Annotated in this window: 20 protein-coding genes; 1 reads left to right on the forward strand and 19 read right to left on the reverse strand. The window is 62.6% G+C overall.

Annotated features, from left to right (window positions below; all coding sequences use genetic code 11):
* Positions 1–11 precede the first annotated feature (11 nt).
* The 11 genes from lpxD to dnaE form a co-directional block, all read right to left on the reverse strand.
* Positions 12–1067 carry a UDP-3-O-(3-hydroxymyristoyl)glucosamine N-acyltransferase gene (lpxD, locus tag BLP76_RS10950; protein WP_092812563.1) on the reverse strand — a complete coding sequence of 352 codons (1056 nt, stop codon included), beginning with the start codon at positions 1065–1067 and terminating at the stop codon, positions 12–14.
* A 40-nt stretch (positions 1068–1107) separates the two neighbouring features.
* Positions 1108–3471: an outer membrane protein assembly factor BamA gene (gene bamA, locus BLP76_RS10955; protein ID WP_092812566.1), complete on the reverse strand. Its 2364-nt coding sequence runs from the start codon at positions 3469–3471 to the stop codon at positions 1108–1110.
* Between the two features lie 159 nt (positions 3472–3630).
* Positions 3631–4764 carry an RIP metalloprotease RseP gene (gene rseP, locus BLP76_RS10960; protein WP_092812569.1) on the reverse strand — a complete coding sequence of 378 codons (1134 nt, stop codon included), beginning with the start codon at positions 4762–4764 and terminating at the stop codon, positions 3631–3633.
* Positions 4765–4834: 70 nt separating this feature from the next.
* On the reverse strand, positions 4835–6016 hold the full coding sequence (dxr, locus tag BLP76_RS10965) for a 1-deoxy-D-xylulose-5-phosphate reductoisomerase (protein ID WP_092812572.1): 1182 nt from the start codon (positions 6014–6016) through the stop codon (positions 4835–4837).
* 1 nt (position 6017) lies between these two features.
* Positions 6018–6902, reverse strand: a complete 885-nt coding sequence (locus tag BLP76_RS10970; protein ID WP_092812575.1) for a phosphatidate cytidylyltransferase — start codon at positions 6900–6902, stop codon at positions 6018–6020.
* Positions 6895–7650, reverse strand: coding sequence for an isoprenyl transferase (locus BLP76_RS10975; RefSeq protein WP_092812578.1), 756 nt, complete (start codon positions 7648–7650; stop codon positions 6895–6897). The genes BLP76_RS10970 and BLP76_RS10975 overlap by 8 nt, the downstream gene beginning before the upstream one ends.
* Positions 7651–7799: 149 nt before the next feature.
* Entirely contained in the window at positions 7800–8360 is a 561-nt protein-coding gene (gene frr, locus BLP76_RS10980; protein ID WP_092812581.1) for a ribosome recycling factor, read from the reverse strand.
* A complete protein-coding gene (gene pyrH, locus BLP76_RS10985; protein ID WP_092812801.1) occupies positions 8357–9106 on the reverse strand; it encodes a UMP kinase in 750 nt (249 codons plus the stop codon). Before pyrH ends, frr begins: the two co-directional genes overlap by 4 nt.
* A gap of 86 nt (positions 9107–9192) precedes the next feature.
* Positions 9193–10119, reverse strand: a complete 927-nt coding sequence (gene tsf, locus BLP76_RS10990) for a translation elongation factor Ts (protein WP_092812584.1) — start codon at positions 10117–10119, stop codon at positions 9193–9195.
* Between the two features lie 31 nt (positions 10120–10150).
* Entirely contained in the window at positions 10151–11308 is a 1158-nt protein-coding gene (locus tag BLP76_RS10995; protein WP_092812587.1) for a 30S ribosomal protein S2, read from the reverse strand.
* 259 nt (positions 11309–11567) lie between these two features.
* Positions 11568–15050 carry a DNA polymerase III subunit alpha gene (gene dnaE / locus BLP76_RS11000; protein ID WP_200170517.1) on the reverse strand — a complete coding sequence of 1161 codons (3483 nt, stop codon included), beginning with the start codon at positions 15048–15050 and terminating at the stop codon, positions 11568–11570.
* Between the two features lie 213 nt (positions 15051–15263).
* Here dnaE and BLP76_RS11005 point away from each other — a divergent pair, with 213 nt between their 5' ends.
* Positions 15264–16445: an esterase-like activity of phytase family protein gene (locus BLP76_RS11005; protein ID WP_146612145.1), complete on the forward strand. Its 1182-nt coding sequence runs from the start codon at positions 15264–15266 to the stop codon at positions 16443–16445.
* Between the two features lie 723 nt (positions 16446–17168).
* Here BLP76_RS11005 and BLP76_RS11010 read toward each other — a convergent pair.
* From BLP76_RS11010 to nuoN, 8 genes are all read right to left on the reverse strand, one after another.
* Positions 17169–17870 (reverse strand): ABC transporter ATP-binding protein, encoded by a 702-nt coding sequence (locus tag BLP76_RS11010; RefSeq protein ID WP_092812593.1) that lies wholly within the window; start codon positions 17868–17870, stop codon positions 17169–17171.
* Entirely contained in the window at positions 17867–19096 is a 1230-nt protein-coding gene (locus BLP76_RS11015) for a lipoprotein-releasing ABC transporter permease subunit (RefSeq protein ID WP_092812807.1), read from the reverse strand. Before BLP76_RS11015 ends, BLP76_RS11010 begins: the two co-directional genes overlap by 4 nt.
* 110 nt (positions 19097–19206) lie before the next feature.
* Positions 19207–20532, reverse strand: a complete 1326-nt coding sequence (gene proS, locus BLP76_RS11020) for a proline--tRNA ligase (RefSeq protein ID WP_092812596.1) — start codon at positions 20530–20532, stop codon at positions 19207–19209.
* Positions 20533–20899: 367 nt separating this feature from the next.
* On the reverse strand, positions 20900–21151 hold the full coding sequence (locus BLP76_RS11025) for a DUF1467 family protein (RefSeq protein WP_092812599.1): 252 nt from the start codon (positions 21149–21151) through the stop codon (positions 20900–20902).
* Positions 21152–21154: 3 nt separating this feature from the next.
* Positions 21155–21559: a methylmalonyl-CoA epimerase gene (mce, locus tag BLP76_RS11030; RefSeq protein WP_092812602.1), complete on the reverse strand. Its 405-nt coding sequence runs from the start codon at positions 21557–21559 to the stop codon at positions 21155–21157.
* Positions 21560–21567: 8 nt separating this feature from the next.
* On the reverse strand, positions 21568–23250 hold the full coding sequence (locus BLP76_RS11035; RefSeq protein WP_092812810.1) for a ribonuclease J: 1683 nt from the start codon (positions 23248–23250) through the stop codon (positions 21568–21570).
* A 2-nt stretch (positions 23251–23252) separates the two neighbouring features.
* Positions 23253–24077: a biotin--[acetyl-CoA-carboxylase] ligase gene (locus BLP76_RS11040; RefSeq protein WP_092812605.1), complete on the reverse strand. Its 825-nt coding sequence runs from the start codon at positions 24075–24077 to the stop codon at positions 23253–23255.
* A gap of 2 nt (positions 24078–24079) precedes the next feature.
* The gene (gene nuoN, locus BLP76_RS11045; RefSeq protein ID WP_200170518.1) at positions 24080–25501 is read right to left on the reverse strand and encodes an NADH-quinone oxidoreductase subunit NuoN; all 1422 of its coding nucleotides are present in this window, start codon (positions 25499–25501) and stop codon (positions 24080–24082) included.
* Between the last annotated feature and the right edge of the window lie 16 nt (positions 25502–25517).

Below are 25517 nucleotides of genomic sequence, written 5' to 3' on the forward strand. Positions count from 1 at the left end.
CTCCGGCGTCGTCAGTCTTTGTCCAGCCCCAATTCACGCCGAGCGATCCGGCGCAGAATCGTCACCTCGCGGAACCAATCCTTGACCGGTTGCGCAGGAACACCCCCAAAACGCGCGCCCGCAGGAACGTCGCCATGGACGACGCTCACGGAGGCAATCTGCGCCCCATCGCCGATCGTGACATGGCCGTTTATGCCGGTTTTTCCGCCGATCGCAACAAAGTCTCCGATCCGGGCAGAGCCGGAAATCCCCACCTGGGCGACAATGACGCAGTGCCGCCCGATTTCGACATTGTGGCCGATCTGAACCTGATTATCGATCTTGGTGCCTTCACCGATCACCGTGTCGCGGTTCGCACCACGGTCGATGGTGGTCGCGGCACCGATCTCGACATCGTCCTGGATGATCACACGCCCGATCTGCGCGACCTTCATATGGCCGCCAGCGCCCATCGCGAAGCCGAAGCCATCCTGGCCAACCTGGACACCCGGATAAAGTCGGACGCGATTGCCGAGAAGCGCATGCTGCACGGTCGCGTTCGGTCCGATGATGCAGTCGCGGCCAACCGCAACGTCGTGAGCAAGGACAGATCCGGCGCCAATCACCGTGCCACTGCCAACCTCGACATTGGGGCCGACGATTGCCCCCACTTCCACCCGCACACCGTCTTCAAGGCGCGCCGTCGGGTGCACGGTGCCGGCGATGAGCGGCTCCTCTGGGGTGCTGGCGAAATTCTTCGGCGCGACCGCGGCGGGAAAGGCGGCAGCCAGAATGCGCGCATAAGCGCGGTACGGCTCGCCGGTTTCCAGGACCGCGACACCTTCGGGCACTTTGCCGGAATAGCGCGGCGCGCACAGGCAGGCCGTCGCGTGCGTCCCGTCCAGATGGCGCACATATTTCGGATTGTCGAGGAAGGTCAGATCCCCACTCCCCGCCATCTCGATTGGAGCGAAACCGGAAATCTGACAATCCGGATCGCCACGCAAAAGCGTGGCGCCGGAGAGCTCTGCGACGTCACCGAGGCAGAGCGGCCCGAAGGGCGGAAAGAAGCGCGTGCGATCTGTCATGGTCAAAAAAGGTTAGGCCGGCACAAGGCCGGCCTGAGGATCAGAATTTGGTACCGCCGCCGATGCGGAAGAACTGCGTCTCGTCGTAGTCTTCCTTGCTCAGCACATAGGCGAAGTCGGCGCGGATCGGGCCAAGCGGAGAGGCCCAGAGAAGCGAGGCGCCAACCGAGGAGCGGATGCCGTTCTCATCGACGACATCGATACCCGGCACGTCGGATTCGCTGATGTCGGTGCCCCAGGCGGTGCCGGCATCGGCAAAGAGAGCCGCCCGCAGCCCAAGCTCCCGCGGCAGCGCCGGGAACGGGAAGACAACTTCAGCCGTGGCCGCTGCGAAGTACTTCGCACCAAGAGCATCGTGATCGTCGGAGGCGATATCGCGCGGCCCGATACCGGAGGATTCGAAGCCGCGGATGGTCTCGCCACCCTTATAGAAGGCGTCGAGCAGCCGCACATCCTCGCCAAGGCCCGTGATGTTACCACCCTGAACGCGGAGCATGCCGATGACTTCCTGGTCGACCAAAAGCTCGCGATAAAGAGAGGCCGAAGCGGTCGTGCGCACGAAGCTCACATCGCCACCGACACCAGCGATTTCCTGGGTCAGTTTGCCATACATGCCGTCACGCGGATCGAGCCGGTTGTCGAGCGTGTCGTAGATCATGCTCCACACCGCGGAGGACACCAGCGTGTCGCCTTCGGCCAGACACACGGCCTTCGACGAGTTCCGGCATGCGGAGATCGGATCCGTGTCGATGTCGAAATCGGGGACATCGATCTCCTGCTGCTCGATCTTGTAACCGAGCTGGACGGTGAAGTCCTCGGTGATCGGGAAGCCGAACGTGATGCCGCCACCCGTCGTGGTGTAGTCGTACGAACGGTAATCGTTGTCCTCGTAGTCCTTGCGATAGACGTTGAAGCCAGCCGAAACACGCCGTCCGAGGAAGTACGGATCGGTGAACGCGAACTCGTAGGTCTTGGAGGATTCACCCGCACCAACCGCGGCGCGAACGAAATAGCCGCGACCGAGGAAGTTGCGTTCCGTCAGCGAAACATCGCCCAGGACGCCGTCGCTCGTGGAATAGCCGGCGCCGAAGGAGAGTTCGCCCGTCGCCTTTTCCTGCACTGAGACGGTCACGATGACACGATCAGGGGCGCTGCCCGGCTGAGCGCCGACAGTCACCTTGTCGAAATAGTTGAGGTTCCGCAGACGACGCTCGGCGCGATCGATGAGAACGCGGTTGTAGGCGTCGCCTTCCGAAATATCGAATTCGCGACGGATCACGTAATCGCGGGTACGGTCGTTGCCGGAGATCTCGATGCGCTCGATGTAGGCGCGAGGCCCTTCGTCGACGATATAGGTGATGCCGATCGTATGGTTGACCGGATCGCGATCAACACGCGGCCGCACCTGGGCGAACGCATAGCCCGAGCTGGCGAGCTCGATGGTGATAGCCTCCATCGACTTCTCGACCTTCTCGCTCGAATAGACGTCGCCCTCGTCGGTGGTGACCAGACGCATAAGCGACTGCGGATCGATGCCCGGGATGATGCTGTCGACCTGGATCTGGCCGAAGCGGTATTCCGGGCCCTCGTCCATCGTGAAGGTCACGAAGAAGGCATTCCGCTCACGGTCGAGATCGGCAACAGACGAAACGAGCTGATAATCGGCAAAGCCGCGATTGAGGTAGAAGCGACGCAGCCGCTCCTCGTCCGAAGACAGGCGATCGGGATCATACGTGTCGCCAGAGCGCAGGAAGCTGAGAAGACCACTCTCGCGCGTCTGAACGACGTTGCGCAGGCGTCCGTCGCTGTAATGCTGATTGCCGATGAAGGTGATGCGGGACACGCCCGTCTTCGGGCCTTCCGAAACCTCATAGACGAGGTTGACCCGATTCTCCGGCAGGTCGATGACCTTCGGCGTCACGGAGCCCTGGAAACGACCCGAGCGGCGATAGAGCTCAAGGATGCGCTGCACGTCGTTCTGCACCTTGGCGCGCGTGAAAACACCGCGCGGCTGGGAGCTCACGACGCCCTTCAGCTGGTCGTCCTTGAACTTCTTGTTACCCTCAAAATTGATGCGGTTGATGATCGGATTCTCTTCAACGTGCACCACCAGGGTGCTGCCGCGTTGATTGATCTGAACATCGGAGAACAGCCCCGTCTCGAACAGGGCCTTCAGCGATTCGTCGACGTCTTCCGCCGAGAAGCTGCGGCCTGGCTTGACGAGAAGGTAGGCGCGAATGGTGTCAGCATCGACACGCTGATTGCCATTCACTGCAACAGAGCTGACGACAGCGGCTTCAGCTTGAGAGACGAAGCCGGGACCGGAGACAAGCCCCGTCGCCATGATCGTCAGTGCGGCGAAAACTGCGCCGCGGATGAAGCCCGCTAAGGATCTATGTTTCATGTGCCGTTTTGCCCGGTCTCTTGTCTGCGGAGCCGCCCAGATACGCGTGAAGGGCCGCGGATTGTGCCGTTCGTATCGCAGGGATACCGGCACGAAGCAACTGGCAACCCAAGCGATACGGCCGTTTTTGATGGCCAAGTGGCCATTCGGCAACTGCACTCAAATCCCGGTCATCCTTACGATATCGTTAAATGTCACGAAGACGAAAAGCATGATGACGAGCGCGAAGCCGATGCGGAACCCCATCTCCTGGGCCCGTGGCCCGAGCGGCCGACCGCGTATCGCCTCGATCAGGTAAAACACGAGATGCCCACCATCGAGCATCGGAACCGGGAAAAGGTTCAAGAGACCGATCGAGACGGAGAGAATCGCGGCGAGATGAACGAGCCCCGGGATGCCGCCCGATTCGGCCACCACGCCAGAGACCTGCGCCACGCGCAGCGGACCGCTCAGCTGGTCGGCGTTTTCACGCCCCCTGAAGATACGACCGACATAGGTCAGCGTGCGTTCGACCACGACATAGGTTTCCCGCATGCCCTCGCCGATCGCACCGATCGGGCCGAAGCGCTCGAGCTTCACGTCGGCCGCGCGGGAGACGCCCAAGACGCCGATGCGTTGCGTCCCACCGAGCCCGTCAGGAATTTCCTGACGCTGCGGGGTCGCCGTCAGCGCAATTTCGCGCCCATCGCGCTCGACCGTGAAATGCAGCGTCTCGCCCGAGGCGAGCGCAACAACACGCTGAACGTCGGTGAACGTCTCAACACGGCTTCCGTCGATCGCGACAATCGTGTCGCCGGGCTTAAAGCCCGCTTCTTCTGCGGCACTGCCCGGGTTGACAATCTCCACCAGAGGCGTCGTGACCGGCTTGCCGATCGTGCCGAAGACGGCCGCGAAGAGAACGACGGCCAGAATGAAGTTCGCGAATGGTCCGGCAAACACGACGGCCGCCCGTTGCCAGACCGGCTTGAAATGGAAGAGACCCGCGCGTTCCTCAGGCGTTGTCGCCGCCAAAACCTCAGGATCCGGGAAGCTCGCGCCATTCTCGTCGCCGACGAACTTCACATAGCCGCCGAGGGGAATCGCGCTCACCCGCCAGCGCGTGCCGTGTCGGTCATCGAAACCGAAGAGCTCACGCCCGAAGCCGATGGAGAACGTGGAGATTTCTACCCCGCACCAACGCGCAACGAGAAAATGGCCGAGCTCATGGATGAACACGACGACCGTCAGCACGACGAGCGCCGGCACGACGTAGAAGAAAGCGACCTCACCAGCCGAACTCAGGGTTTCTAGCATGTGTGCGCTTCCTCCTTATTCGTATCTTTGATCGGCATTCGCCTCGTCTGGCGCGCCGTTCGTTGCAGTCTCAGGCCGCCAGTAGACGCCCGGCCGCGAGATCCCGAGCCTGGCCGTCGAGAACAAGTGCCGCCTCGACCGTCGCCGGCTCATGCAGCAGCCCTGCCTTGTCGGCCTCTTCCAGCACGCGTTCGACGAGCTGCGGGATCGCCATGAAGCCGATGCGCCGTTCGAGAAAGGCGGCAACAGCAATCTCGTTGGCCGCATTCAAGACTGTGGGCGCGCCGCAGCCTGCAACCATGGCCTCGCGGGCGATCCTCAGTGCGGGAAAGCGCTCCGAATCGGGCTTTTCAAAGGAGAGCGTCCCGACCTCGGCGAGATCGAGATGGCTTGTCGCCCGCTCTGCCCTGTCCGGCCAGTTGAGACAGTAGTCGATCGGGCGGCGCATGTCGGGCGCGCCAAGCTCTCCGTGCCACGAACCGTCGCGGAAGACGACAAAGGCGTGAACCTTCGATTGCGGATGAATGAGCACGCCGAGCTGCTCCGGCGGGAAGCCGAAGAGATGCCGTGCCTCGATCAATTCCAGCCCCTTGTTCATCAAGGTCGCCGAATCGACGGTGATTTTCGGCCCCATCGACCAGGTCGGATGATGCAGAGCTTCGTCGACGGTCACCTGGGCGAGCTCGTCGGCGCTCTTGGCACGGAACGGCCCGCCCGAAGCGGTCAGGACGAGCCGATCGACCGACGCCGGATCGACGTCGACCAGCAACTGAAAAATGGCGTTGTGTTCCGAATCGACCGGCAGGATGCGCACGCCTTTTTCACGTGCCAGCGCCATGAACGACGAGCCGGCGCAGATGAGGCACTCCTTGTTGGCAAGCGCAATGTCATTGCCGGCGCGGATCGCCGCCGCCGTCGGCGCGACGCCGGCCGCACCAACGATCGCGGAGAGAACCCGATCGGCAGGCTCGGCCGCAGCCTCGCAAACGGCGTCATCACCGGCCGATACCCTTATCCCGGTCCCATCCAGCGCCTCTTTCAAACGGCCATAACGGCTCTTGTCGCGAATGACGGCACTTTCGGCTTTGACGCGACGAGCGACATCCGCAAGTTCGTCGACCTTCGTCCCCGCGGTCACCGCACGCACCTTGAACGCCGGGCCACCCTCGCGGGCGAGGTCGCGCTCCATCAGGTCGACGGTGCTTTTGCCGATGGACCCTGTGGCGCCGAGAATGGTGACGATACGTGCCATTTTACTGTGTCCAATCAGGGATGGGGGCGGCAAAACCGCTGAGCGCCAGAAGGACGGCGACGACGGCCGCCGCATAAAGCCCATCGATCCGGTCCATCAGACCACCGTGCCCCGGGATAAGACGGCCGGAATCCTTGGCGCCGAACCGACGTTTCATCGCCGATTCCCCGAGGTCTCCAAGCTGCGCCGCGACCGACAGGATCAATGCGGCACCGATCGCGGACGCCCATCGAGATTCCGTGAAGACCGCGAACAAAATTCCCACGACGAGCGCGCCGGCCGCGCCGGTCGCAGCGCCCGACCAGGTTTTCGACGGCGAGACGCGCGGCCAGAGCTTCTTCCCGCCGATGGCGCGCCCACCAAAATAAGCCGCGATATCCGTGACCCAGACGACGAACAGCAAGAAGAAGAGCACGAGGCGGCCCGTCTCGGCATCAGCGCGCAGAGCCAAGAGGGCCACGCTCGGAACGCCGGCATAGAGAACGCCAAGCGCGAGCCAAAGCGGCCGCCGGTCGCGCACGCCGGCGCTTTGGCCGCTCGCCACGCCTTGATCGAACAGAACCGTCCCCGAGGCGACGAGCGGGACCGCCACGAGCGGCAGCAACAGAAGCAGGATCCCACCCCCCGGCAAGCCACCGAAGGTCACGAGCAGCGCGAAGGCCAGAAGCAGCCCCTCACCGATCCGCCAGGCCTGAGGCTGCTCGCATTCGCTCATGCGCGTCCATTCGTAGAAAACGAGGAGCGCCAGAACGAGAACGAGAAGAAGAAAGGCAATGCCGCCGAACCAGGTCGGCAGGATCGCGAGCGGCAGCAGGATCGCCGCGGAGACCACGCGCGTCGGAAGATCGCTCTTGTCGAATGAAAAAATGCCCCTGCCCTCAGACACCTGTCAGCCCTCCAAAACGGCGATCGCGACTGTGAAACTCAGCGATTGCAGCGTCGAATTCGTTCTCGTCGAAATCCGGCCAATAGACAGGAAGAAAGACGAATTCCGTGTAAGCGAGCTGCCAGAGAAGAAAATTGCTGATCCGCGCTTCGCCGGATGTGCGGATCAGAAGATCCGGATCTGAGATGCCGGCCGTATCGAGATGTTCGGCAAAAACGCGTTCTGAGAAGTCCGCCGGATCGATCTCGCCACGAACCATTTTCTCGCCGATCCGCCGCATGGCGCGCACCAGTTCGTCGCGACCGCCATAATTGAAGGCGACCTGCAGCACGAGACCCTCATTGCCACGGGTCTCCGTTTCGGCCTTCTCGACGAGAGCGGCAATATCCTTCGGCACCCCCTCACGGCGGCCGATGACGCGGATGCGCACGCCGTTCTTTTTCAGCTCGGCAAGATCGTTACGAATGAAGAAGCGCAGAAGATTGAAAAGGTCGTTGATCTCGCTGCGCGGTCGCGACCAGTTTTCAGAGGAGAATGTGAAGAGGGTCAGGACCCGTACACCGCGATCGCCCGCATGGCGCACTGTCCGGCGAACCGATTCGACCCCGCGGCGATGACCTTCGATTCGGGGCAGGCCACGGGCGCTTGCCCAACGGCCGTTGCCATCCATGATGATGGCAACGTGCGCGGGAATTTCTCCACCGGACCGCGCGCGCGGCACCGGATCGATCTGCGCTAGTGTGCCCATGCCTCTGTGCCGCCTGCGTGCTCGCGCTCCAGTTGCGCCAATCATAAGCGGAAAACGTAAAGCCAGTGCCCCTACCGGCTGAACGAGTGCTATCGCGAGAGGCTAACGCAACCAGAGGTCCGGTGGCCAGCGCGAAGGCGCAACCGTCTTTAGACCTGCATAATCTCCTTTTCCTTATGGCCGAGCATGTCGTCAATTGCGGCAATATGCTCGTCCGTAAGGGACTGGATCCGGTCAGAATGACCCCGGCTCTCGTCCTGGCTGATCTCTCCGTCCTTTTCGGACTTCTTCAGTGCCTCCATGCCGTCACGGCGCACATGGCGGACGGCCACACGCGCGTTCTCGGCATATTTGTGGGCCACCTTCACCATCTCCTGCCGACGCTCGGCGTTGAGCTCGGGGATCGGGATGCGCAGAAGAGTGCCTTCCATGATCGGGTTGAGGCCGAGATTGGAATCCCGAATCGCTCTGTCGACTGCGCCGACAAGCGACTGGTCCCAGACCTGCACCGAAAGCATACGCGATTCAGGGACGCTCACCGTGCCGACCTGCGAAATCGGCATCTGCGAGCCGTAAGCGCTCACCGTGATCGGATCGAGAAGGTTCGGAGAAGCCCGGCCGGTGCGCAGACCCGCAAGCTCGGTGCGCAACACGGAGACGGCTCCGTCCATCCGTCTTTTGATGTCCTTGAAATCGACGCCTTCACTCATGGTTTTCCCCGGATTTCGTTTTTGCGGTCGCCGGAAATGAGGGTTCCGACGGCCTCCCCAGCGACGATGCGGGCGAGCGCCCCCGGCTGGTGAATGTTGAATACAATTATCGGCAAGCTATTGTCGCGAGCAAGCGAGAAAGCCGCCGTATCCATGATCTGGAGATCCTTGGCGATGACCTCTTGATAGCTCACCGTCTCGTAGAGGGTCGCAGTCGGATCCAGCCGCGGATCTGCCGAATAGACGCCGTCGACCTGGGTGCCCTTGAGGAGCGCATCGCACTCCAGTTCAAGCGCCCTCAGCGCCGCTCCGGAATCCGTCGTAAAGAAGGGATTGCCCGTACCGCCCGCAAGCACGACCACGCGCCGCTCGTCCATGTGCCAGGCGGCACGCCGATGCACGTAGGTTTCGCAGACGGAGGGCATCTCGATCGCCGACATGGCGCGGGCTGAAACGCCCAAGCGCTCGATCGCCGCTTCGACGGCAAGCGCGTTCATCACCGTCGCAAGCATGCCCATATGGTCGCCTGTGACGCGGTCCCCGCCGCGTGCGGCAATGGCCACTCCGCGGAAGATGTTGCCGCCGCCGATGACGATCGCAAGCTCAGTGCCAGCGTTGTGGACGGCAACGATTTCCGTTGCGAAGGCGCGGACGACGTTGTCGTCGATCCCGAAGGGCTGATTGCCCATCAGGGCTTCGCCGGAAAGCTTGAGAAGAATTCTTTTGGGGCGCGGACGTTCGCTCATAAATGCCTGCATTCCTTACTCGGTTTGCGGCCCGACACGTTCGCGCCCCTGTCTCTTTGCGCCGCGCGAAGAGTGCGCGGGTCTATTCAGCGGCTGCCGGCAGCAGCGGCAACTTCGGCGGCGAAGTCTTCTTCTTCGCGCTCCACGCCCTCACCCAGGCGGAAGCAAACGAAGTTGGTCAGAGCAATCGCAGCGCCAGCGTCTTTCTCGGCATCGGCAATCGCCTGCTCGACCGACTTGTCCGGGTCGATGACGAAAGCCTGCTTCAAAAGCACCGATTCCTCGTAGAATTTGCGCATCCGGCCATCGACCATCTTCTCGATGATGTTGGCCGGCTTGCCGGATTCGCGTGCCTGCTCGGCAAAGACCGCGCGTTCACGCGCAACCACGTCCGCATCAAGCCCATCGACATCGACGGAAAGCGGGCTCGCGGCCGCGATATGCATCGCGATCTGGCGGCCGAGAGCCGCAAGCTTTTCCTTGTCGCCGTTCGACTGCAGCGCGACCAGGACACCGATCTTGCCAAGGCCCGGCGCGGAAGCTGCGTGCACGTAGGTGGCAACAACACCCGGATTGGCCTCAAGCACCGCCGAGCGACGCAGCACCATGTTCTCGCCGATCGTCGCGACGGCATCCGTCAGAGCGCCTTCAACGCTCTTGCCGGCACCTGCCATGTCGGCGGCCTTGACCGCGGCGACAGAGCCGTCCGTGGAGAGGGCCGCTTCCGCGACCTTCAACACGAGCGCCTGGAATTGATCGTTGCGGGCAACGAAGTCGGTCTCGGAGTTCACCTCGACGATGGCGGCCTTGCCGTCCGCCTCGGCGATGCCGATGAGGCCTTCAGCGGCAACGCGGCCCGCCTTCTTGGCAGCCTTCGCGAGACCTTTCGCACGCAGCCAGTCGACGGCGGCATCCATGTCGCCATCCGCCTCCTGCAGTGCCGTCTTGCAGTCCATCATGCCGGCGCCGGTCTTGTCGCGCAGCTCCTTGACCATCTGGGCCGTTACAGCCATCGATCATGTCCTCTCTTGCGTGTGCGCAGCCTTAGGCTGCGGCTTCCTGTTCTTTCACCAGCGCGGTCGCCTGCGCGATCCAATCCTCGCGCTCAACACGACCGGCGGAACCAAGCGCAGCGTCGAGACGCTCCGTGTCCGCCTGATCGAGACCGGCGATCTGCGCATAGCGGGTGATTCCAAGCTGGTTCAGCTTCTGCTCCAAAACGGGGCCGACGCCGTTGATCTTCTTCAGATCGTCCGCATCACCCTCAGGGCGCGCAAACAGCGGCTCGACTTCCCCGGCCTTGCCCGGCGACGGCGGAGCCTTGTCGGCCTGCACGCTCGATTCCGGATCCGGATTGGCAGCCTCGGCTTCCGCCGCGACGAGCACGTCGCGGTTGGCCGCGCTTTCCTCGGTCACGGGTCCGGCTTCCGGCACTTCGCCGCCGAAGCTTGCATCATCGAGCGCAGCCTCGCTCACCTCTTCGGAGGCGCCGATATCGACACCCATGTCGCCCTGGCCGCGCGAAATGCCGTCGAGCACCGCCCGCGTGACGAGATCGCAATAAAGCGCGAGAGCCCGGCCGGCGTCGTCGTTGCCCGGGATCGGGTAAGAGATGCCTTGGGGGTCGCTGTTGCTGTCGACGACGGCCGCGACCGGAATGTTGAGACGGCGCGCCTCAGCGACGGCAATCGATTCCTTGTTCGTGTCGATGACGAAAAGGAGATCCGGGATACCGCCCATGTCCTTGATGCCGCCAAGCGCGCGCTCAAGCTTGTCGCGTTCACGCGTCAGCGACAGACGCTCTTTCTTGGTGAGGCCCTGGACGCCTTCCTCGAGCATCCCCTCCAGCGTCTTCAGCCGCTGGATGGAATTGGAGATCGTCTTCCAGTTGGTGAGCATGCCGCCCAGCCAACGGGAGTTGACGTAATACTGGGCGCAACGCCGCGCCGAATCGGCCACGACCTCGGACGCCTGACGCTTCGTGCCGACGAACAGCACGCGACCGCCCTGCGCCACCACATCGCTCACAGCCTGCAGCGCCCGATAGAACATCGGCACCGTCTGGGCGAGATCGATGATGTGGATATTGTTCCGCTCACCAAAGATGTACGGAGCCATCTTCGGATTCCAGCGGTGAGATTGATGACCGAAATGAACGCCAGCCTCGAGCAGCTGGCGCATAGAGATGTCAGGAAGCGCCATTTTTTCGTCTCCGGTTGTACCTCCGCAGGGACGGACGGCAGACCGCCACCGGATGCCTCTAAAGCAAATACCCTGCGTGTGTGATGGCCGGCCCTATAAGGGGCGGGCCGCTTTTTTGCAACGCCCAAATGGGCATGCGAGACGCGCTTCGCAAGTTGAAGAGAGTTCAACTGCCTCGCGCGATGGCCGCCGGAAGACCGAAAACCGCACCAAGTGCGGTCGTGACGGACCGTACCAGGCTCTCCACCACCCTCTCAGGTTATTGAAGGTCGACGTGAACGACGCCCGGTACTGCCTTGATTGCACTCGCAACTTGCGGGGTAACCTGATAGCGCCCGGGCAATCTGATCTCGATTTCCCGGTTTTCGTCACGCCGGAGAAGGACCAGGGAAACTTGTGATTGGCCGGGGCCGTTCAGGCGGCTCGCCAGTCTCTCGACGGGATCGCTGTCGTTCAAATAAACCGTCAGCGCCATGCTGAGCTGCGCGGCCGTCTCCTCGAGCGGTTCCACGCCGACAATGCGCACCCGGAGATCGTCCGTCTCATCTTCCATCTCGGCGGTCAGCCGGAAGAGATAAGAGCGGCCTGGCTCGAGCTTGTCGCGCCATTCGAAAAGCTGCTCCTGATAAAGCACGGCTTCGAACTGCCCCGAGGGATCGGACAGCGTCAGAATGCCAATCCGCCCGCCGGAGCGCGTACGCTTTTCCTGTTTGCGTACGACAGTCGAGGCGACGAGGCCGGCCTCCGCCCCCAACCGTCTCACCTTGTCTGCAAAATCCTTCCATGAGCTGCCGCCCTTTTTCCTCACGATGTCGGAGTAGGCATCGAGCGGATGTCCGGACAGATAGGCTCCGACGGCGGCAAGCTCGCGCATGAGCTTTTCCGACTGCATCCAGGGGTCGGCGGGCAGAAGGTTGAGTTCGGGCGCATCGGTCGGCGCAGCAAAGAGATCGACCACCCCAGCCTCTTGGCGCGCATGATGCTCGGTGCCGGAACGCAGAAGCCGGCCGACATTGGCAAAGACGGTGGCGCGGTCCAGGCCGAGCGAATCGAAGGCGCCCGCCTGCACCAGGCATTCCATCGCGCGCCGACCGATCACCCTCGGATCCGTGCGCGCCACGAAGTTGGCAAGATCGGTGAACGGCCCGTCGCGCCGGGCTTCGACGATATGCTCGACCGCATGTTGACCAACGCCCTTCAACGCCGACAATGCGTAGACGATGGCGCCCTCCTCCACATCGAAGAATGTGCGCGGGCGGTTGATGTCGGGCGGAAGCACCTCGATGCCGAGGCGCTTCGCTTCCAGCCGGAATTCGTTGAGCTTGTCGGTGTTGCCCATGTCGAGCGTCATAGACGCCGCCAGGAACTCGGCTGGGTGATTGGCCTTCAGAAAGGCGGTCTGATAGGCGACCAGCGCGTAGGCGGCCGCGTGCGACTTGTTGAAGCCGTAACTTGCGAATTTCGCCACGAGGTCGAAGACCATGGCGGCATCGGCGGCTTTCACGCCGTGCGCCTTGGCGCCTTCCACGAAGCGCTCACGCTGGGCGTCCATCTCCGCCTTGATCTTCTTGCCCATGGCGCGGCGAAGAAGATCGGCTTCGCCGAGCGAATAGCCTGACAGGAGCTGGGCGATCTGCATCACCTGCTCCTGATAGATGATGACGCCGTAGGTCTCCTTCAGCGTCGGCTCGAGCTCGGGCAGGAGATAATCCGGCTCCTCCTCCCCGTGCTTGCGCCGGTTGTAGGTCGGGATGTTGTCCATCGGTCCCGGCCGGTAGAGCGCGACGAGAGCGATGATGTCCTCGAAGCGGTCGGCGCGCATGCCGACGAGCGCGCGGCGCATGCCCTGACTTTCCAGCTGGAACACGCCAACCGTTTCGCCGCGGGCGAGCATGGCGAAGGTCGTCGGATCATCGAGAGGCAAAGCTGCGAGATCGCAATCGATCTTGCGCTTGCGCAGGAGACGCACCGCCTTGTCGAGCACGGTCAGCGTCTTGAGGCCGAGGAAGTCGAATTTGACGAGACCGGCCTGTTCCACCCATTTCATGTTGAACTGGGTAACGGGCAGGTTGGAGCGCGGGTCGCGGTAAAGCGGTACCAGCTCCTCAAGCCGGCGGTCACCGATCACGATACCTGCAGCATGCGTCGAGGCGTGGCGATAAAGCCCCTCAAGCCGCGTGGCGATATCGATCAGACGACCGACCACCGGTTCGCGCTCGATCTCCTCCTGGAAGCGAGGTTCGTCGGCGACGGCCTGCGCCAGAGTGACCGGGTTCGAGGGATCGGCCGGCACCAATTTGCAGAGCCGATCGACCTGACCATACGGCATTTCGAGCACACGGCCGACATCGCGCAGAGCCGCGCGCGCCTGCAGCGTTCCGAAGGTGATGATCTGCGCAACCTGTGCCTTGCCGTAGCGCTCCTGGACGTAGGAGATCACCTCGTCGCGCCGTTCCTGACAGAAATCGACGTCGAAGTCCGGCATCGACACGCGTTCCGGATTGAGGAAGCGCTCGAACAGGAGATTGAACCGCAAGGGATCGAGGTCGGTAATCGTCAACGACCAGGCGACCACCGAACCGGCACCCGATCCACGGCCGGGACCGACCGGGATGCCGTGCTCCTTCGCCCATTTGATGAAGTCGGAAACGATCAGGAAGTAGCCCGGGAACTTCATCTTCTCGATGATGCCGAGCTCAAAACTCAAACGTTTCTCGTAATCCTCCACGCTGAGGCCCGGGGCGCAGCCATGTTTGGCGAGACGCATCTTGAGCCCGGCCTCTGCCTGCTCGCGCAGTTCGGTCGCCTCGTGCGCCTCCGCTGTCTCGGCATCGGCAGCCGTCCCGCCCACGAAACGCGGCAGGATCGGCCGGCGCGTCTTCGGCCGCATCTGGCAGCGGACAGCGATTTCGACAGTGTTTTCTATTGCCTCGGGGAGATCGGCGAATTTCTCCGCCATCGCCTCGGCCGATAGGAATCCGTGCTGGCGGGTGAGCTGCCGGCGATCGTCTTCGGAGACGACGCGGCCTTCGGCGACCGCAAGGAGCGCATCATGCGATTCGTAATCGTCCTCGCTTGCGAAGAACGGTTCATTCGTCGCGACGATCGGCACGTCGCGTGCATAGGCGAGCTCCAGAACGCCCGCTTCGGCAGCCGTCTCGATCTGCATTCCGTGGCGCTCGATCGCCACATAAAGCCGGTCCTGAAAAATCGTCTGAAGCGCCGTTAGCCGTCCGGCGGCATCCTCTGGGCGATTGCCGAAGATCGACGGATAGAGCACGCCGTCATGGCCGCCCGTCATCGCCAGAAGCCCGTCGCCATACGTCTGCAAGAGCGGCGCCGTCAGCGGCAGCCCGGCGGAATCTTCCCCGAGATAATAGGCGGTGACGAGGTGAACGAGGTTCTGCCAGCCAGTTTCGTTGGCGCAGAGCAGGAAGAGATGCTCGCGCCCGGCGGCCCGGAAGTGCGGCTCGGCGCGGCGCTCCACATTCTCCGACAAAGCCACGGGCAATTTGCAGCCGATGAGCGGCTGGATCCCCGAGCCGGAAGCTTTTTGCGAGAATTCGAGCGCGCCGAAAAGATTGGCCGAATCGGTCACCCCCACAGCGGGCATGCCCGCGCTCTTGGCGAGCTTGATGAGCTTTGCAACCGGGAGCGCGCCCTCCAGCAGCGAAAAGGCTGAATGACAATTGAGATGGATAAAATGCGGTGCCAAGGGTGAACTCCTCCACGCCTCTTGTATCGCCGCTGGCGCCCGAGCGACAGGCACGAGCGGTCCTCGTCCCCACCCATCTCTCTCAGTCCCGTCGTTGCACTCCGCCCCCGCTGCGACGCCGCGTCAGCCAACCCGCGATGGCGCCGTCACGGATCCGTCGCCAAGTTGCGCTTCGTAAGAACGATACGAATCGCTCGAAGACCTACCGTGCCCTCCGTCCCCTCCTTGACCCTGTCTCCCGTGTCCCTCGCCCCCCTCCTCTTCGTCTTTCTCGCCGCCATCGCAGCGCCGAGCCCGGGAGACGCCGAAGAGACCGAAAGCCTCCCCACGCCCGTCTTCCGCGGAGCCCTGATCCTGCCGAAAAACCTCAAGATGGCGGGAACGCCTTTCGGGGGAATTTCCGGCCTCGATTATGATGCGGTCAGTGACACGTTTTACGCGCTCTCAGACGACCGCGCGCAGCGTGGTCCGGCACGATATTACACGCTCCGCCTGACCCTCGACGCCGACGGCATCCACGGCATCGACATCACGTCCATGCATGTCCTCAGGCCACCGGATGGCGGCGAGTTCTCTGAAGGAGATATCGATCCGGAGGCTTTGAGGCTCGCTCCGTCCGGCACACATTTCTACTGGTCGAGCGAAGGCAACGGGAACGGCACTCCGGAGATCTTCATTTCCGACCTCGACGGCAACACGAATGGTCAGCTCTCTGTGCCTGACGCCTATCTGCCCAATCTCGATGGCAGCCGCCCCAATGGTACCCAGGGTGTGCGCGACAATCTCGGCTTTGAGGCGATCGCCCTCTCCCCAGACAACACACGCCTTTACGCGATCACCGAAAACGCGCTCATCCAGGACGGCAGCCAGGCGACGCTCTATGCGGGAAGCCCGTCACGCATCATCGTCTTCGACCTCGCCTCCGGCAAAGTCGCTGCCGAATACGTCTACGAAACCGATCCGATTTTTCGCGCCCCGGCATTTCCGCTGGGCGGCGCAGACAGCGGCGTCTCAGAAGCGCTCGCGCTGCCCGACGGCCGGCTCCTCGTCATCGAACGCTCTTATGCGGCAGGCGTCGGCAACCACATCGCAATCTATGTCATCGACCTCGACGGTGCAGACGACATTTCGGGTCTTGAAAGCATCGCGGATCACGATGTCCGCGCGGTGCGAAAGACGCCCTGGCTCATCCTCGACGAGGGGAGTTTTGGCCTCGACCTCGACAACATCGAGGCCGCAAGCTTCGGCCCGATGATCGACGGCCACCCGTCGCTCGTCCTTGCCTCAGACGACAATTTCAATCCGCTCGGCCAGGTCACACAGTTCCTGCTTTTCACCTTCACCGCGCCGAACGCCATTCCGGGCACAGAACCGTCAGGTGCACTGCCCGTGTCACCGCAAAAACCCGGCAGCCCCGACTGATCCGACGTGGTCGACCGATCCGCCTCGGTAGAGGCGACCATCACGCCCTGCCCGGCCGTTCCGGGACCCGTCCGGCACCATTCTAGACCGGCCAAGACCTACCGGTCGCTTGCCGGCGACAAGATGGACTTCCAGAATCGCGGCCGAAGATCCCTCCCGGCCGTTCGTACGGGAAAGGCCTCAAAGGGGCGCGAACATTCCAAGGCTCAGGACGTATAAAGAGGCCGTGAGCACGACGGTTGCAGCGAAAGACAGAAGCTCAGAAGCGAACATATTCATCGTATACTCCCTCTTTGTTCTCATCCTGTTCTGCTTTTTGATTTCTGTCAACCCCGCCTCCGCCTGGCCGTCTCACACGGCGTGGGCGGGTCTCCTGTGTCGCAAGGCTCGGCGCGGTACGATTTTCGCAAAATGACGAGACCAGCTCTGATACGGACGCTCGTCAGCGAAGGCGTCGCCGCCCCCCATGGCCCCTCATGGCCCTCATGGGCCCGCGTCCGGACGCTGAACGCACTTGGCCGCACGGCGCCTATCGTGACGAGGAGGTGCGCGAGCAGAGGGAGCGCGGACTACCGACACGCCAAGGGCACAAAAGCCCAGTGGCATGCGCGCTCAATCGGCGATTGCCCGGAGAGAATCGTCTGGATTTGAAATCGCCGGCAAGGCGTGCTCTCGAAACGGCACGACGTCGTTCAGCTATCCGGCTTGCGATGGCCGGCGGCGTCAGGCGCCCTCGTAAGGTACGATCTTGCCGTCTCTCAGCGTGACAGTGCGGTCCATGCGCTTTGCCAAAGCGAGATTGTGGGTCGCAACCAGCCCAGCCAGGCGGGTCTCGCGCACGAGGCGGGTCAAGGCATCAAAGACATGATCCGACGTCTTCGGATCGAGATTGCCGGTCGGTTCGTCCGCAAGAAGGAGCCGCGGCGCATTGGCGAAGGCCCGGGCGATCGCCACGCGCTGCTGTTCGCCGCCAGAGAGCTCGGCTGGGCGATGATCGGCGCGATGATCGACGCGCAAATAGGCAAGCAGCTGGCGCGCCCGCTCCATCGCTTCCTGGCGGGAAAGGCCGGCGATCATTTGCGGGATGACGCAGTTCTCGAGAGCGGAGAATTCCGGCAGAAGATGGTGGAACTGGTAGACAAAGCCGATGGTGCGTCGCCGCAAAGCGGTGCGCTCGCCATCATCTAGCCCCACCGTCGCCTCCCCGGCTACCCAGACCTGCCCGTCATCGGGCTTCTCGAGCAGTCCGGCCATATGCAGGAGCGTCGACTTGCCGGCGCCCGAAGGGGCGACGAGCGCCACGAGCTCGCCAGGAAACAGCGTGAGATCCGCCCCTTGCAGGATCGGGAGGTCTCCACTGCCGCTCTGATAGACGCGCACGACCTTCTCAAGGCTGAGCGCGGGGATATCTCTCGTGTCGCTCATTCGTAGCGCAATGCCTCAACAGGATCGAGCTTGGCCGCGCGCCAGGCGGGATAGAGCGTCGCCAGAAAGGAGAGAATGATCGCCATCACCATGATCGACATCGTCTCCCCCACGTCCATGTCGGCGGGAAGACGGCTGAGATAATAGAGCTCGGGCGAGAACACTTCGGTGCGGGTGATCCAGGTCACGAATTCGCGCAGGCTTTCTATGTTGGCGCAGACGAGCGCACCGAGCGCCACGCCGACGAGCGTGCCGACGACACCGATGCTTGCGCCGGTGATGAAGAAGACCCGCAAAATCGCCCCGCGCGTCGCCCCCATCGTGCGAAGGATGGCGATGTCGTGTCCCTTGTCCTTCACCAGCATGATCAGGCCGGAGATGATGTTGAGGGCCGCGACGAGCACGATCAGCGTCAGGATGATGAACATCACGTTGCGCTCAACCTCAAGCGCGGAGAAGAACGTCACGTTGCGCTGCCGCCAATCGGACGAATAGATCGGTCGATCGGCCGCCTCTTCGACCTTGCCGCGCATCGCCTCAACATCGTCGGGGTTGTCGATATAGACCTCGATCGCGCTAACCTCTTCGCCTTTGTTGAAATAGGCCTGGGCCTCCTGAAGCGGCATGAACACGAAGGTGGAATCGTATTCCGACATGCCGATCTCAAAGATCGCGACAATCGGATAGGCTTTGACCCGTGGCGCAACACCCATCGGGGTCACCGCGCCCCGCGGACTGACCAGGGTGATGTTGTCGCCAACAAAGAGGCCGAGCGACTGGGCAAGCCGACTGCCGACGGCAACGCCCCCCGCCGTATCGAAATCGGCAATCCCGCCGCCTTCTTGAATGTTGCCGGCAATGCCCGGGACCTTTTCGAGGTCGGCTCCTCGGATGCCGCGCACCAGCACGCCCGAGCCGCCACTCGTGGCACCCGAGGCGAGCGCCTGACCCTCGACCAAAGGTATCGCCGCGCGTACCCCCGGCACAGCGGTCACACGCTTTGAGACCGCATCGTAATCGGTCAAAGGCGTGTCGATCGGCTGCAGAATGAGATGGCCGTTGATCCCGAGGATCTTGTCGAGAAGCTCGGCACGGAAGCCGTTCATCACGGCCATGACGATCACGAGCGTCGCGACGCCTAAGCAGATGCCAAGGAAGGAAAAACCCGCAATGACGGAGATGAAAGCCTCTTTGCGCCGCGGCCGAAGGTAGCGCAGCGCCAACATCCATTCATAGGCCGAGAAAGGCCGCGTCGCAGCGTTCGATGTGCTGCGGCGTTTGCCTGCCGATTCTCCGGCGGCCTCGGCCTCCCCCTTTGCGGCTCTTTCCACCAAGCTCAGGCCTTTTCGTGCACGAGGCGATTGACCGCTTCATCCAGCGACAATGTCTCTTTGGCGCCCGTGGCGCGATCCTTGACCTCAACCTCTCCCGAGGCCGCGCCGCGCGGGCCGACAACGAGCTGAGTGGGCAGGCCGATCAGGTCCATCGTTGCGAACTTGGCACCGGCGCGCGCATCGACGTCATCGTAGAGAACCTCAAGGCCGGCCTTCTCCAAGCGCACGGTCAACCCTTCCGCGATTTCGTCCGTCGCCGCGTCGCCCGGCTTCAGATTGACGAGACCAAGGTCGAACGGCGCGACGCTCTTCGGCCAGATGATACCCGCATCGTCGTGGCTCGCCTCGATGATCGCCGCGACCACGCGAGACGGGCCGATGCCATAGGAGCCCATATGCACCGGCACCATTTCCCCGTCCTGATTCGTCACCATGGCCTTCATCGGTTCTGAGTACTTGGTGCCGAAGTAGAAAATATGGCCGATTTCGATACCGCGTGCGGAAACCCGCCGCTCTTCCGGCACCGCCTCGAAGGCCGCAGGATCGTGCATGTCGTCGGTCGCCGCATAAGGCCCCGTCCAAGCGTCGAAAATCGGCGTCAGATCGGCGGTGAAATCTGTGTCTTCCCCCGGAATCGGCAGATCCAATAGCGCCTTGTCGCAATAGACCGCGCTTTCGCCGGTGTCGGCGAGAATGATGAATTCGTGGCTGAGATCGCCGCCGATGGGTCCGGTTTCCGCACGCATCGGAATCGGCTGCAGGCCGAAGCGGGAGAACGTCCTCAGATAGGCAACGAACATCCGGTTGTAGGCCGCACGGGCGCCCTCATAATCGAGATCGAAGGAATATGCGTCCTTCATCAGAAATTCCCGCGAGCGCATGACGCCAAAGCGCGGACGCACCTCGTCGCGGAACTTCCACTGCAGATGATAGAGATTGAGCGGCAGATCCCGATAGGAGCGCACATGGCTGCGGAAGATGTCGGTGACCATCTCTTCCGCCGTCGGACCATAGAGCAGCGACCGATCATGACGGTCGCGGATGCGCAGCATCTCCTGTCCGTAATCGTTGTAGCGCCCGCTTTCGATCCAGAGATCCGCCGATTGGATCGTCGGCATCAGAATTTCGAGCGCACCAGCGCGATTCTGCTCCTCCCGGACAATAGCGCTCACTTTGTCGAGCACGCGCTTGCCGAGCGGCAACCACGAATAGATCCCAGCAGATTGCTGGCGAATCATACCCGCGCGGAGCATCAGGCGATGGGAGACGATCTCCGCTTCCTTGGGGTCTTCTTTAAGGATGGGAAGGAAATATCGGGACAGTCGCATTGAAGCGATCCATAGGTCAGATTGTTCGCGCGCACTGAAACCGTATCGGGGGCGGCTTGGCAAGCGCGCAGCCGGTGTTTCCCAAGCCAACAATCGCCTGCACCAAGTTTGGGCAGCCTTCGATCAAAAAAGACGCATTTCTTGTGGAAGCCAGGTGACAAGCCTGCGTCACTTCGTTACTGTTGCCTCTGCCTCATGCGATTAAACAACGCATAAACGGCGGCCGGTCTAGGAAGGAAACGGAATCAAGCTGCTCCCGCGTCAAACGAGAAGCGGCAACAGAACAAAGAACTAAACGAGTAGGCAAGGCTGAGGCCTTGCCTTTTTTATTGGCGATTCTCGCGCCTCAGCGCAGGTCGCGACCAGCTTAGACCACGAGATCTTCCAACGTCACCCCGAAGACGGCGATGGCGATATAGACGGCGCCAAAGAGGACGGCCGCGACCAGAGATGTCGCCAGAAGCTTCCACCACATACGCGGAACTGCCGGCGCGGCACGGTCTGTGCCAAGGATCACCTCCCCCTCCTCCTCCTGGGTACGCACCCCGAACGGCAGGACGGCGAACAGCACCAGCCACCAGATCACGAAATATACGGCAAGGGCGCTGATCCAGGACACGACCTAGGCCTCCTCGATCTCCACGAGCGTGCCGTTGAAGTCCTTGGGGTGAAGGAACAGAACCGGCTTGCCATGCGCGCCGATCTTCGGCTCGCCATCGCCCAGCACGCGCTTTCCCTCAGCCTTCAGGCGGTCACGGGCCGCGAGAATGTCGGAGACTTCGTAGCAGATATGGTGGATGCCGCCGGCCGGGCTGCGCTCAAGGAAGGCAGCAATCGGCGAGTTTTCCCCGAGCGGCTCCAGAAGCTCTACCTTGGTGTTCGGCAAAACCACAAACACGACGGTCACACCATGTTCCGGCAAGGGCTGCGGCTCAGAGACCTCCGCTCCGAGCGTGTCGCGATAAAGCGCCGTGGCGGCGGCAAGATCACTGACGGCGATAGCAATATGATTGAGCCGACCCAGCATGGTATTCCTCAGACGTAACTGACGGTGACGGCGACGGAAGGCTTTTTGCCCCAGATCGCCGCGATCTCGCTGCGTATAGCGCGTCGAACCGATTCCTGGACACTTGCTTCATCGCGACGCTTTGCCTTGGGCAGGGAATCGAGAGTGTCGTCCACCGTGTCCTCCACGATGGCCTGCAGCAACTCGCCGTCGCTGTCGCATGAAGGCAGGCCGATCATCGCAACCTGGGGGTCGTCGAGGGGCTCGCCCTTCTCGCTCATGACGAGGGAGACGAAAACGGCGCCTGCGAAAGACAGGCGGCGCCGTTCGACGACACCGCTCTGTTCGGGTGCCAAGAGCAGCCGCCCGTCGCGGAACATCTGCCCTCCCCCGACCTTGGAGAGAACCTCTCCGGGACCCGGGGCAAGACGCGCGAGGTCGCCGTTGCGCACCTCCAGAACTTCAGGGATTCCGGCAGCGCGCCCGAGCTTCGCCTGCTCGTGGAGATGCAGAGCTTCGCCGTGCACGGGCACCAGCAATTCCGGGCGAAGAAGCTCATAGAGCCGGCGCAGCTCGTCTCGCCTTGGATGCCCGGAGACATGCACGAGGCCGAGCCGGTCGGTAATCACCTCGGCGCCGAGATCGATCAGACCGTTGATGATGCCGTTGACCGCCCGCTCATTGCCGGGAATCGTGCGCGAGGAAAAAATCACCATGTCGCCAGGCGAAAGCGCCACGGCGGGATGATCGTTGGCGGCGATACGCGCCAGCGCTGCACGCGGCTCCCCCTGGCTTCCCGTCATCAAGGCAACCACCTTATCGCGCGGGAGGTAGCCGTAAGCGTCCTGATTGTGGAACGGTGGAAGCCCGTCGAGATAGCCGAGCTCGCGCGCCACATTGATGGCGCGATCGAGGGACCGTCCAACGACGACCACCTCACGCTCTGCCGCCAGGGCCGCCTCCGCGACCGCCTTCAACCGCGCCACATTGCTGGCGAAGGTGGTGACCGCAACGCGCTGCCTGGCACCGGCGATGATTTCCTTCAAAACGACAGCGACCTCGGCCTCGCTCGGGCTGATGCCGTCGCGCACGGCATTGGTCGAATCGCAGACGAGCGCCCGCACCCCCTCTCGACCGATTTCGGCGAGGCGCACCTCGTCGATCGGTTTACCGAGGCCCGGCGTCGGATCTATCTTCCAATCGCCGGAATGGACCACCGTGCCGGCTTCGGAGCGGATGACCAGGGCACTCGGTTCTGGGATCGAGTGGGAAACCGGCACATACTCGACGTCAAACGGGCCGGCAGAGACCCTGTCACCCTGTTCGACCACCGTCACCGGGATGTCGGGCGCACCGATTTCGCCCGCCCGCTTGGCGGCCAGAAGGCCTGCGGCGAAGGCCGTCATGTAGACGGGAGCCTTCAGCTTCGGCCAGAAATCAAAGAGCGCGCCGAAATGATCCTCGTGCGCATGGGTGATGAAAATCCCATCGAGGCGATCCGCCCGCTCCACGAGATAGGAGATATCCGGCAGGACGGCATCGACCCCGGGCAAATTGTCGTGGCCGAAAGCCACGCCCATATCGACGGCGATGTAGCGTCGCCGGCGTGCCGGGCCGATCCCGTAAAGCGCGAGATTCATGCCGATCTCGCCGACACCACCCAAGGGTACGAAGACGAGGCCTTCGCTCTTTTCTTTGTTCGTATGAACCATCATCAAATCCGTACGGTCGCAGCGGCGCTAAAATGAACTTCGCCCGCGGTCACCGCTCTCATCGCTCCGCTTGCTGTCCGCACAAGTAGGCGTCCTTCGTCGTCGATGGAATCGAAGGTGCCGCGGATAATCTCTTCACCCAGTTTGACGGCGACAGGTGCGCCAAGGCCGGAGGCACGCTTCAACCACGCATCACGGACGGAAGCAAAGCCGCGGCCGCCGGCCCATAGATTCTCCTGATCCACCCAGGCGTCGGCCAGTCTCACAAACACGTCTTCCGCACAGATTCCATCAACGCCGAGGTCAACGAGCGAGGTCGCGGCATAAGGCAGATCCGGAGGCGTCTGAACGACGTTGACGCCGATCCCGATGACCACAGCCATAAAGCCGTCGCCCACATTCGACGCTTCGAGCAGGATACCAGACACTTTACCACCGTCGATCAGCGCATCGTTCGGCCATTTGAGCGTCAGTCGGTTTTTCTTGCCATCCGTCGCCCCGTCGAGACCGACGTTAAGCCGAAGAGCCGGAGCGCAAGCCCCGAGTGCATCGTGAAGCGCAAGGCCCGCCACGAAGCCCAGATTGGCCGCGTTCACGCCTCGCGGCACGAGGAGAAGCAGGCTTGCAGCAAGATTGCCCGGCTCCGTGGACCATGCCCGCCCACGCCGTCCATGCCCGGCCGTCTGATGCGTCGTCGCCACCCACAGGCGACCCGCATCGCCTTCGCGCGCGAGCCGCATCGCCTCCGAGTTGGTGGACCCGACGGAGGGAAGCGCCAGAAGCCTGAAGCCTGCGGCACGAGCCTTGGCGCCTAGGGTGAACCCCATCCCTAAAAGAGGCTTGCTGCCGCAGTGCCAGCCGCGTTGATGATCGGGGAGGCAAACACCAGGAACGCAACCACGAAGGCACCGGAGAGGACCAGCACCGCCTTCAACTCGCCCGGCATACGCTCGAAGCTCGCTTCCGCCTCGTCAAAGTACATGAGCTTGACGATCCTGAGATAGTAGAAGGCGCCGACGACGCTCATCACGACGCCAATGACCGCGAGCCAATACAGATTGGCTTCGATCGCCGCGAGGAAGACGTAGTACTTGGCGAAGAAGCCGGCGAGCGGTGGGATGCCCGCGAGCGAGAACATGATCGCCCCCAGCATGAAGGCCGTCATCGGCTGGGTGCGCGAGAGCCCTGCCAGGGACTCAATGTCCTCCACCATGTGTTCCTGGCGGCGCATCGAGAGAATGCAGGCAAAGGCGCCGAGCGTCATCGGAACATAGATCACGAGATAGACGATGACCGACTGCACGCCGAGCTCGGTTCCGGCAGCAAGACCCACAAGTGCGTAACCCATATGGCCGATCGACGAATAGGCCATCAGCCGTTTGATGTTGCGCTGGCCGATCGCGGCGAATGCGCCAAGCACCATCGATGCGATCGAGACAAAGGCCACGATCTGCTGCCAATCCATCGAAATCGGAGCGAACGCTTCGGTCACGACGCGGATGGTGAGGGCCATCGCGGCAAGCTTCGGCGCGGCCGCCAGGAAGGCGGTGACCGGCGTCGGTGCCCCCTCATAGACGTCCGGCGTCCACATATGGAACGGCACTGCGGAAATCTTGAAAGCAAGGCCAGCCATGACGAAGACGAGGCCGATCACGAGGCCGGTCGAGCGCCCATCGGCGAGGACGTTGGCGATCTCGATGAAATTGGTGTGGCCGGTAAAGCCGTAGACCAGCGATGATCCGTAGAGGAGCATGCCGGACGACAGTGCACCGAGGACGAAATATTTGAGGCCGGCCTCCGTGGAGCGAATGGAATCGCGGTGGATGGCGGCGAGCACGTAGATCGCCAGCGACTGAAGTTCGAGGCCCAGATAAAGGCTGATCAGGTCGTTGGCCGAGATCATCAAAAGCATGCCGAGCGTGGCAAGCACGATGAGGATCGGATACTCGAAGCGCTGAAAGCCCGCGAGGCGCGCATAGCCAACGGACATGGCAATCGCGAAGCCCGACGCGATCAGCGTCAAGACCTTCATGAACCGCGCAAAGCTGTCCTGAATGAAGGCGCCGTTGAAGGTTGTGCCGTCGCCTCCCGCAAACAAGACGAGAAGCACGGCAAGCCCCAGGAGCCCGATCGACACGCCCGTCACGGTCGGTGCGGAACGCTCCCCCGCAAACACGCCAAACATCAAGAGACCCAAGGCGCCAAGGGCGAGAACCAGTTCCGCCAGGAGCGGTGTCAGGGTCGGCATCATGATCACTTCCGGCACA

This window comes from Afifella marina DSM 2698, from assembly GCF_900102695.1.
GTDB lineage: Bacteria > Pseudomonadota > Alphaproteobacteria > Rhizobiales > Afifellaceae > Afifella > Afifella marina.

What these genes read in the sequence shown, in the direction of transcription:
- BLP76_RS10995 (WP_092812587.1), bottom strand. Translation starts at nt 11,308, where the DNA reads ATGGCGCTTCCTGACATCTCTATGCGCCAGCTGCTCGAGGCTGGCGTT.
- frr (WP_092812581.1), bottom strand. Translation starts at nt 8,360, where the DNA reads ATGAGTGAAGGCGTCGATTTCAAGGACATCAAAAGACGGATGGACGGA.
- dxr (WP_092812572.1), bottom strand. Translation starts at nt 6,016, where the DNA reads ATGGCACGTATCGTCACCATTCTCGGCGCCACAGGGTCCATCGGCAAA.
- bamA (WP_092812566.1), bottom strand. Translation starts at nt 3,471, where the DNA reads ATGAAACATAGATCCTTAGCGGGCTTCATCCGCGGCGCAGTTTTCGCC.
- proS (WP_092812596.1), bottom strand. Translation starts at nt 20,532, where the DNA reads ATGCGACTGTCCCGATATTTCCTTCCCATCCTTAAAGAAGACCCCAAG.
- BLP76_RS11015 (WP_092812807.1), bottom strand. Translation starts at nt 19,096, where the DNA reads ATGTTGGCGCTGCGCTACCTTCGGCCGCGGCGCAAAGAGGCTTTCATC.
- BLP76_RS11040 (WP_092812605.1), bottom strand. Translation starts at nt 24,077, where the DNA reads ATGGGGTTCACCCTAGGCGCCAAGGCTCGTGCCGCAGGCTTCAGGCTT.
- rseP (WP_092812569.1), bottom strand. Translation starts at nt 4,764, where the DNA reads ATGCTAGAAACCCTGAGTTCGGCTGGTGAGGTCGCTTTCTTCTACGTC.
- BLP76_RS11010 (WP_092812593.1), bottom strand. Translation starts at nt 17,870, where the DNA reads ATGAGCGACACGAGAGATATCCCCGCGCTCAGCCTTGAGAAGGTCGTG.
- BLP76_RS10975 (WP_092812578.1), bottom strand. Translation starts at nt 7,650, where the DNA reads ATGGGCACACTAGCGCAGATCGATCCGGTGCCGCGCGCGCGGTCCGGT.
- BLP76_RS11035 (WP_092812810.1), bottom strand. Translation starts at nt 23,250, where the DNA reads ATGGTTCATACGAACAAAGAAAAGAGCGAAGGCCTCGTCTTCGTACCC.
- mce (WP_092812602.1), bottom strand. Translation starts at nt 21,559, where the DNA reads ATGCTGGGTCGGCTCAATCATATTGCTATCGCCGTCAGTGATCTTGCC.
- pyrH (WP_092812801.1), bottom strand. Translation starts at nt 9,106, where the DNA reads ATGAGCGAACGTCCGCGCCCCAAAAGAATTCTTCTCAAGCTTTCCGGC.
- nuoN (WP_200170518.1), bottom strand. Translation starts at nt 25,501, where the DNA reads ATGATGCCGACCCTGACACCGCTCCTGGCGGAACTGGTTCTCGCCCTT.
- lpxD (WP_092812563.1), bottom strand. Translation starts at nt 1,067, where the DNA reads ATGACAGATCGCACGCGCTTCTTTCCGCCCTTCGGGCCGCTCTGCCTC.
- tsf (WP_092812584.1), bottom strand. Translation starts at nt 10,119, where the DNA reads ATGGCTGTAACGGCCCAGATGGTCAAGGAGCTGCGCGACAAGACCGGC.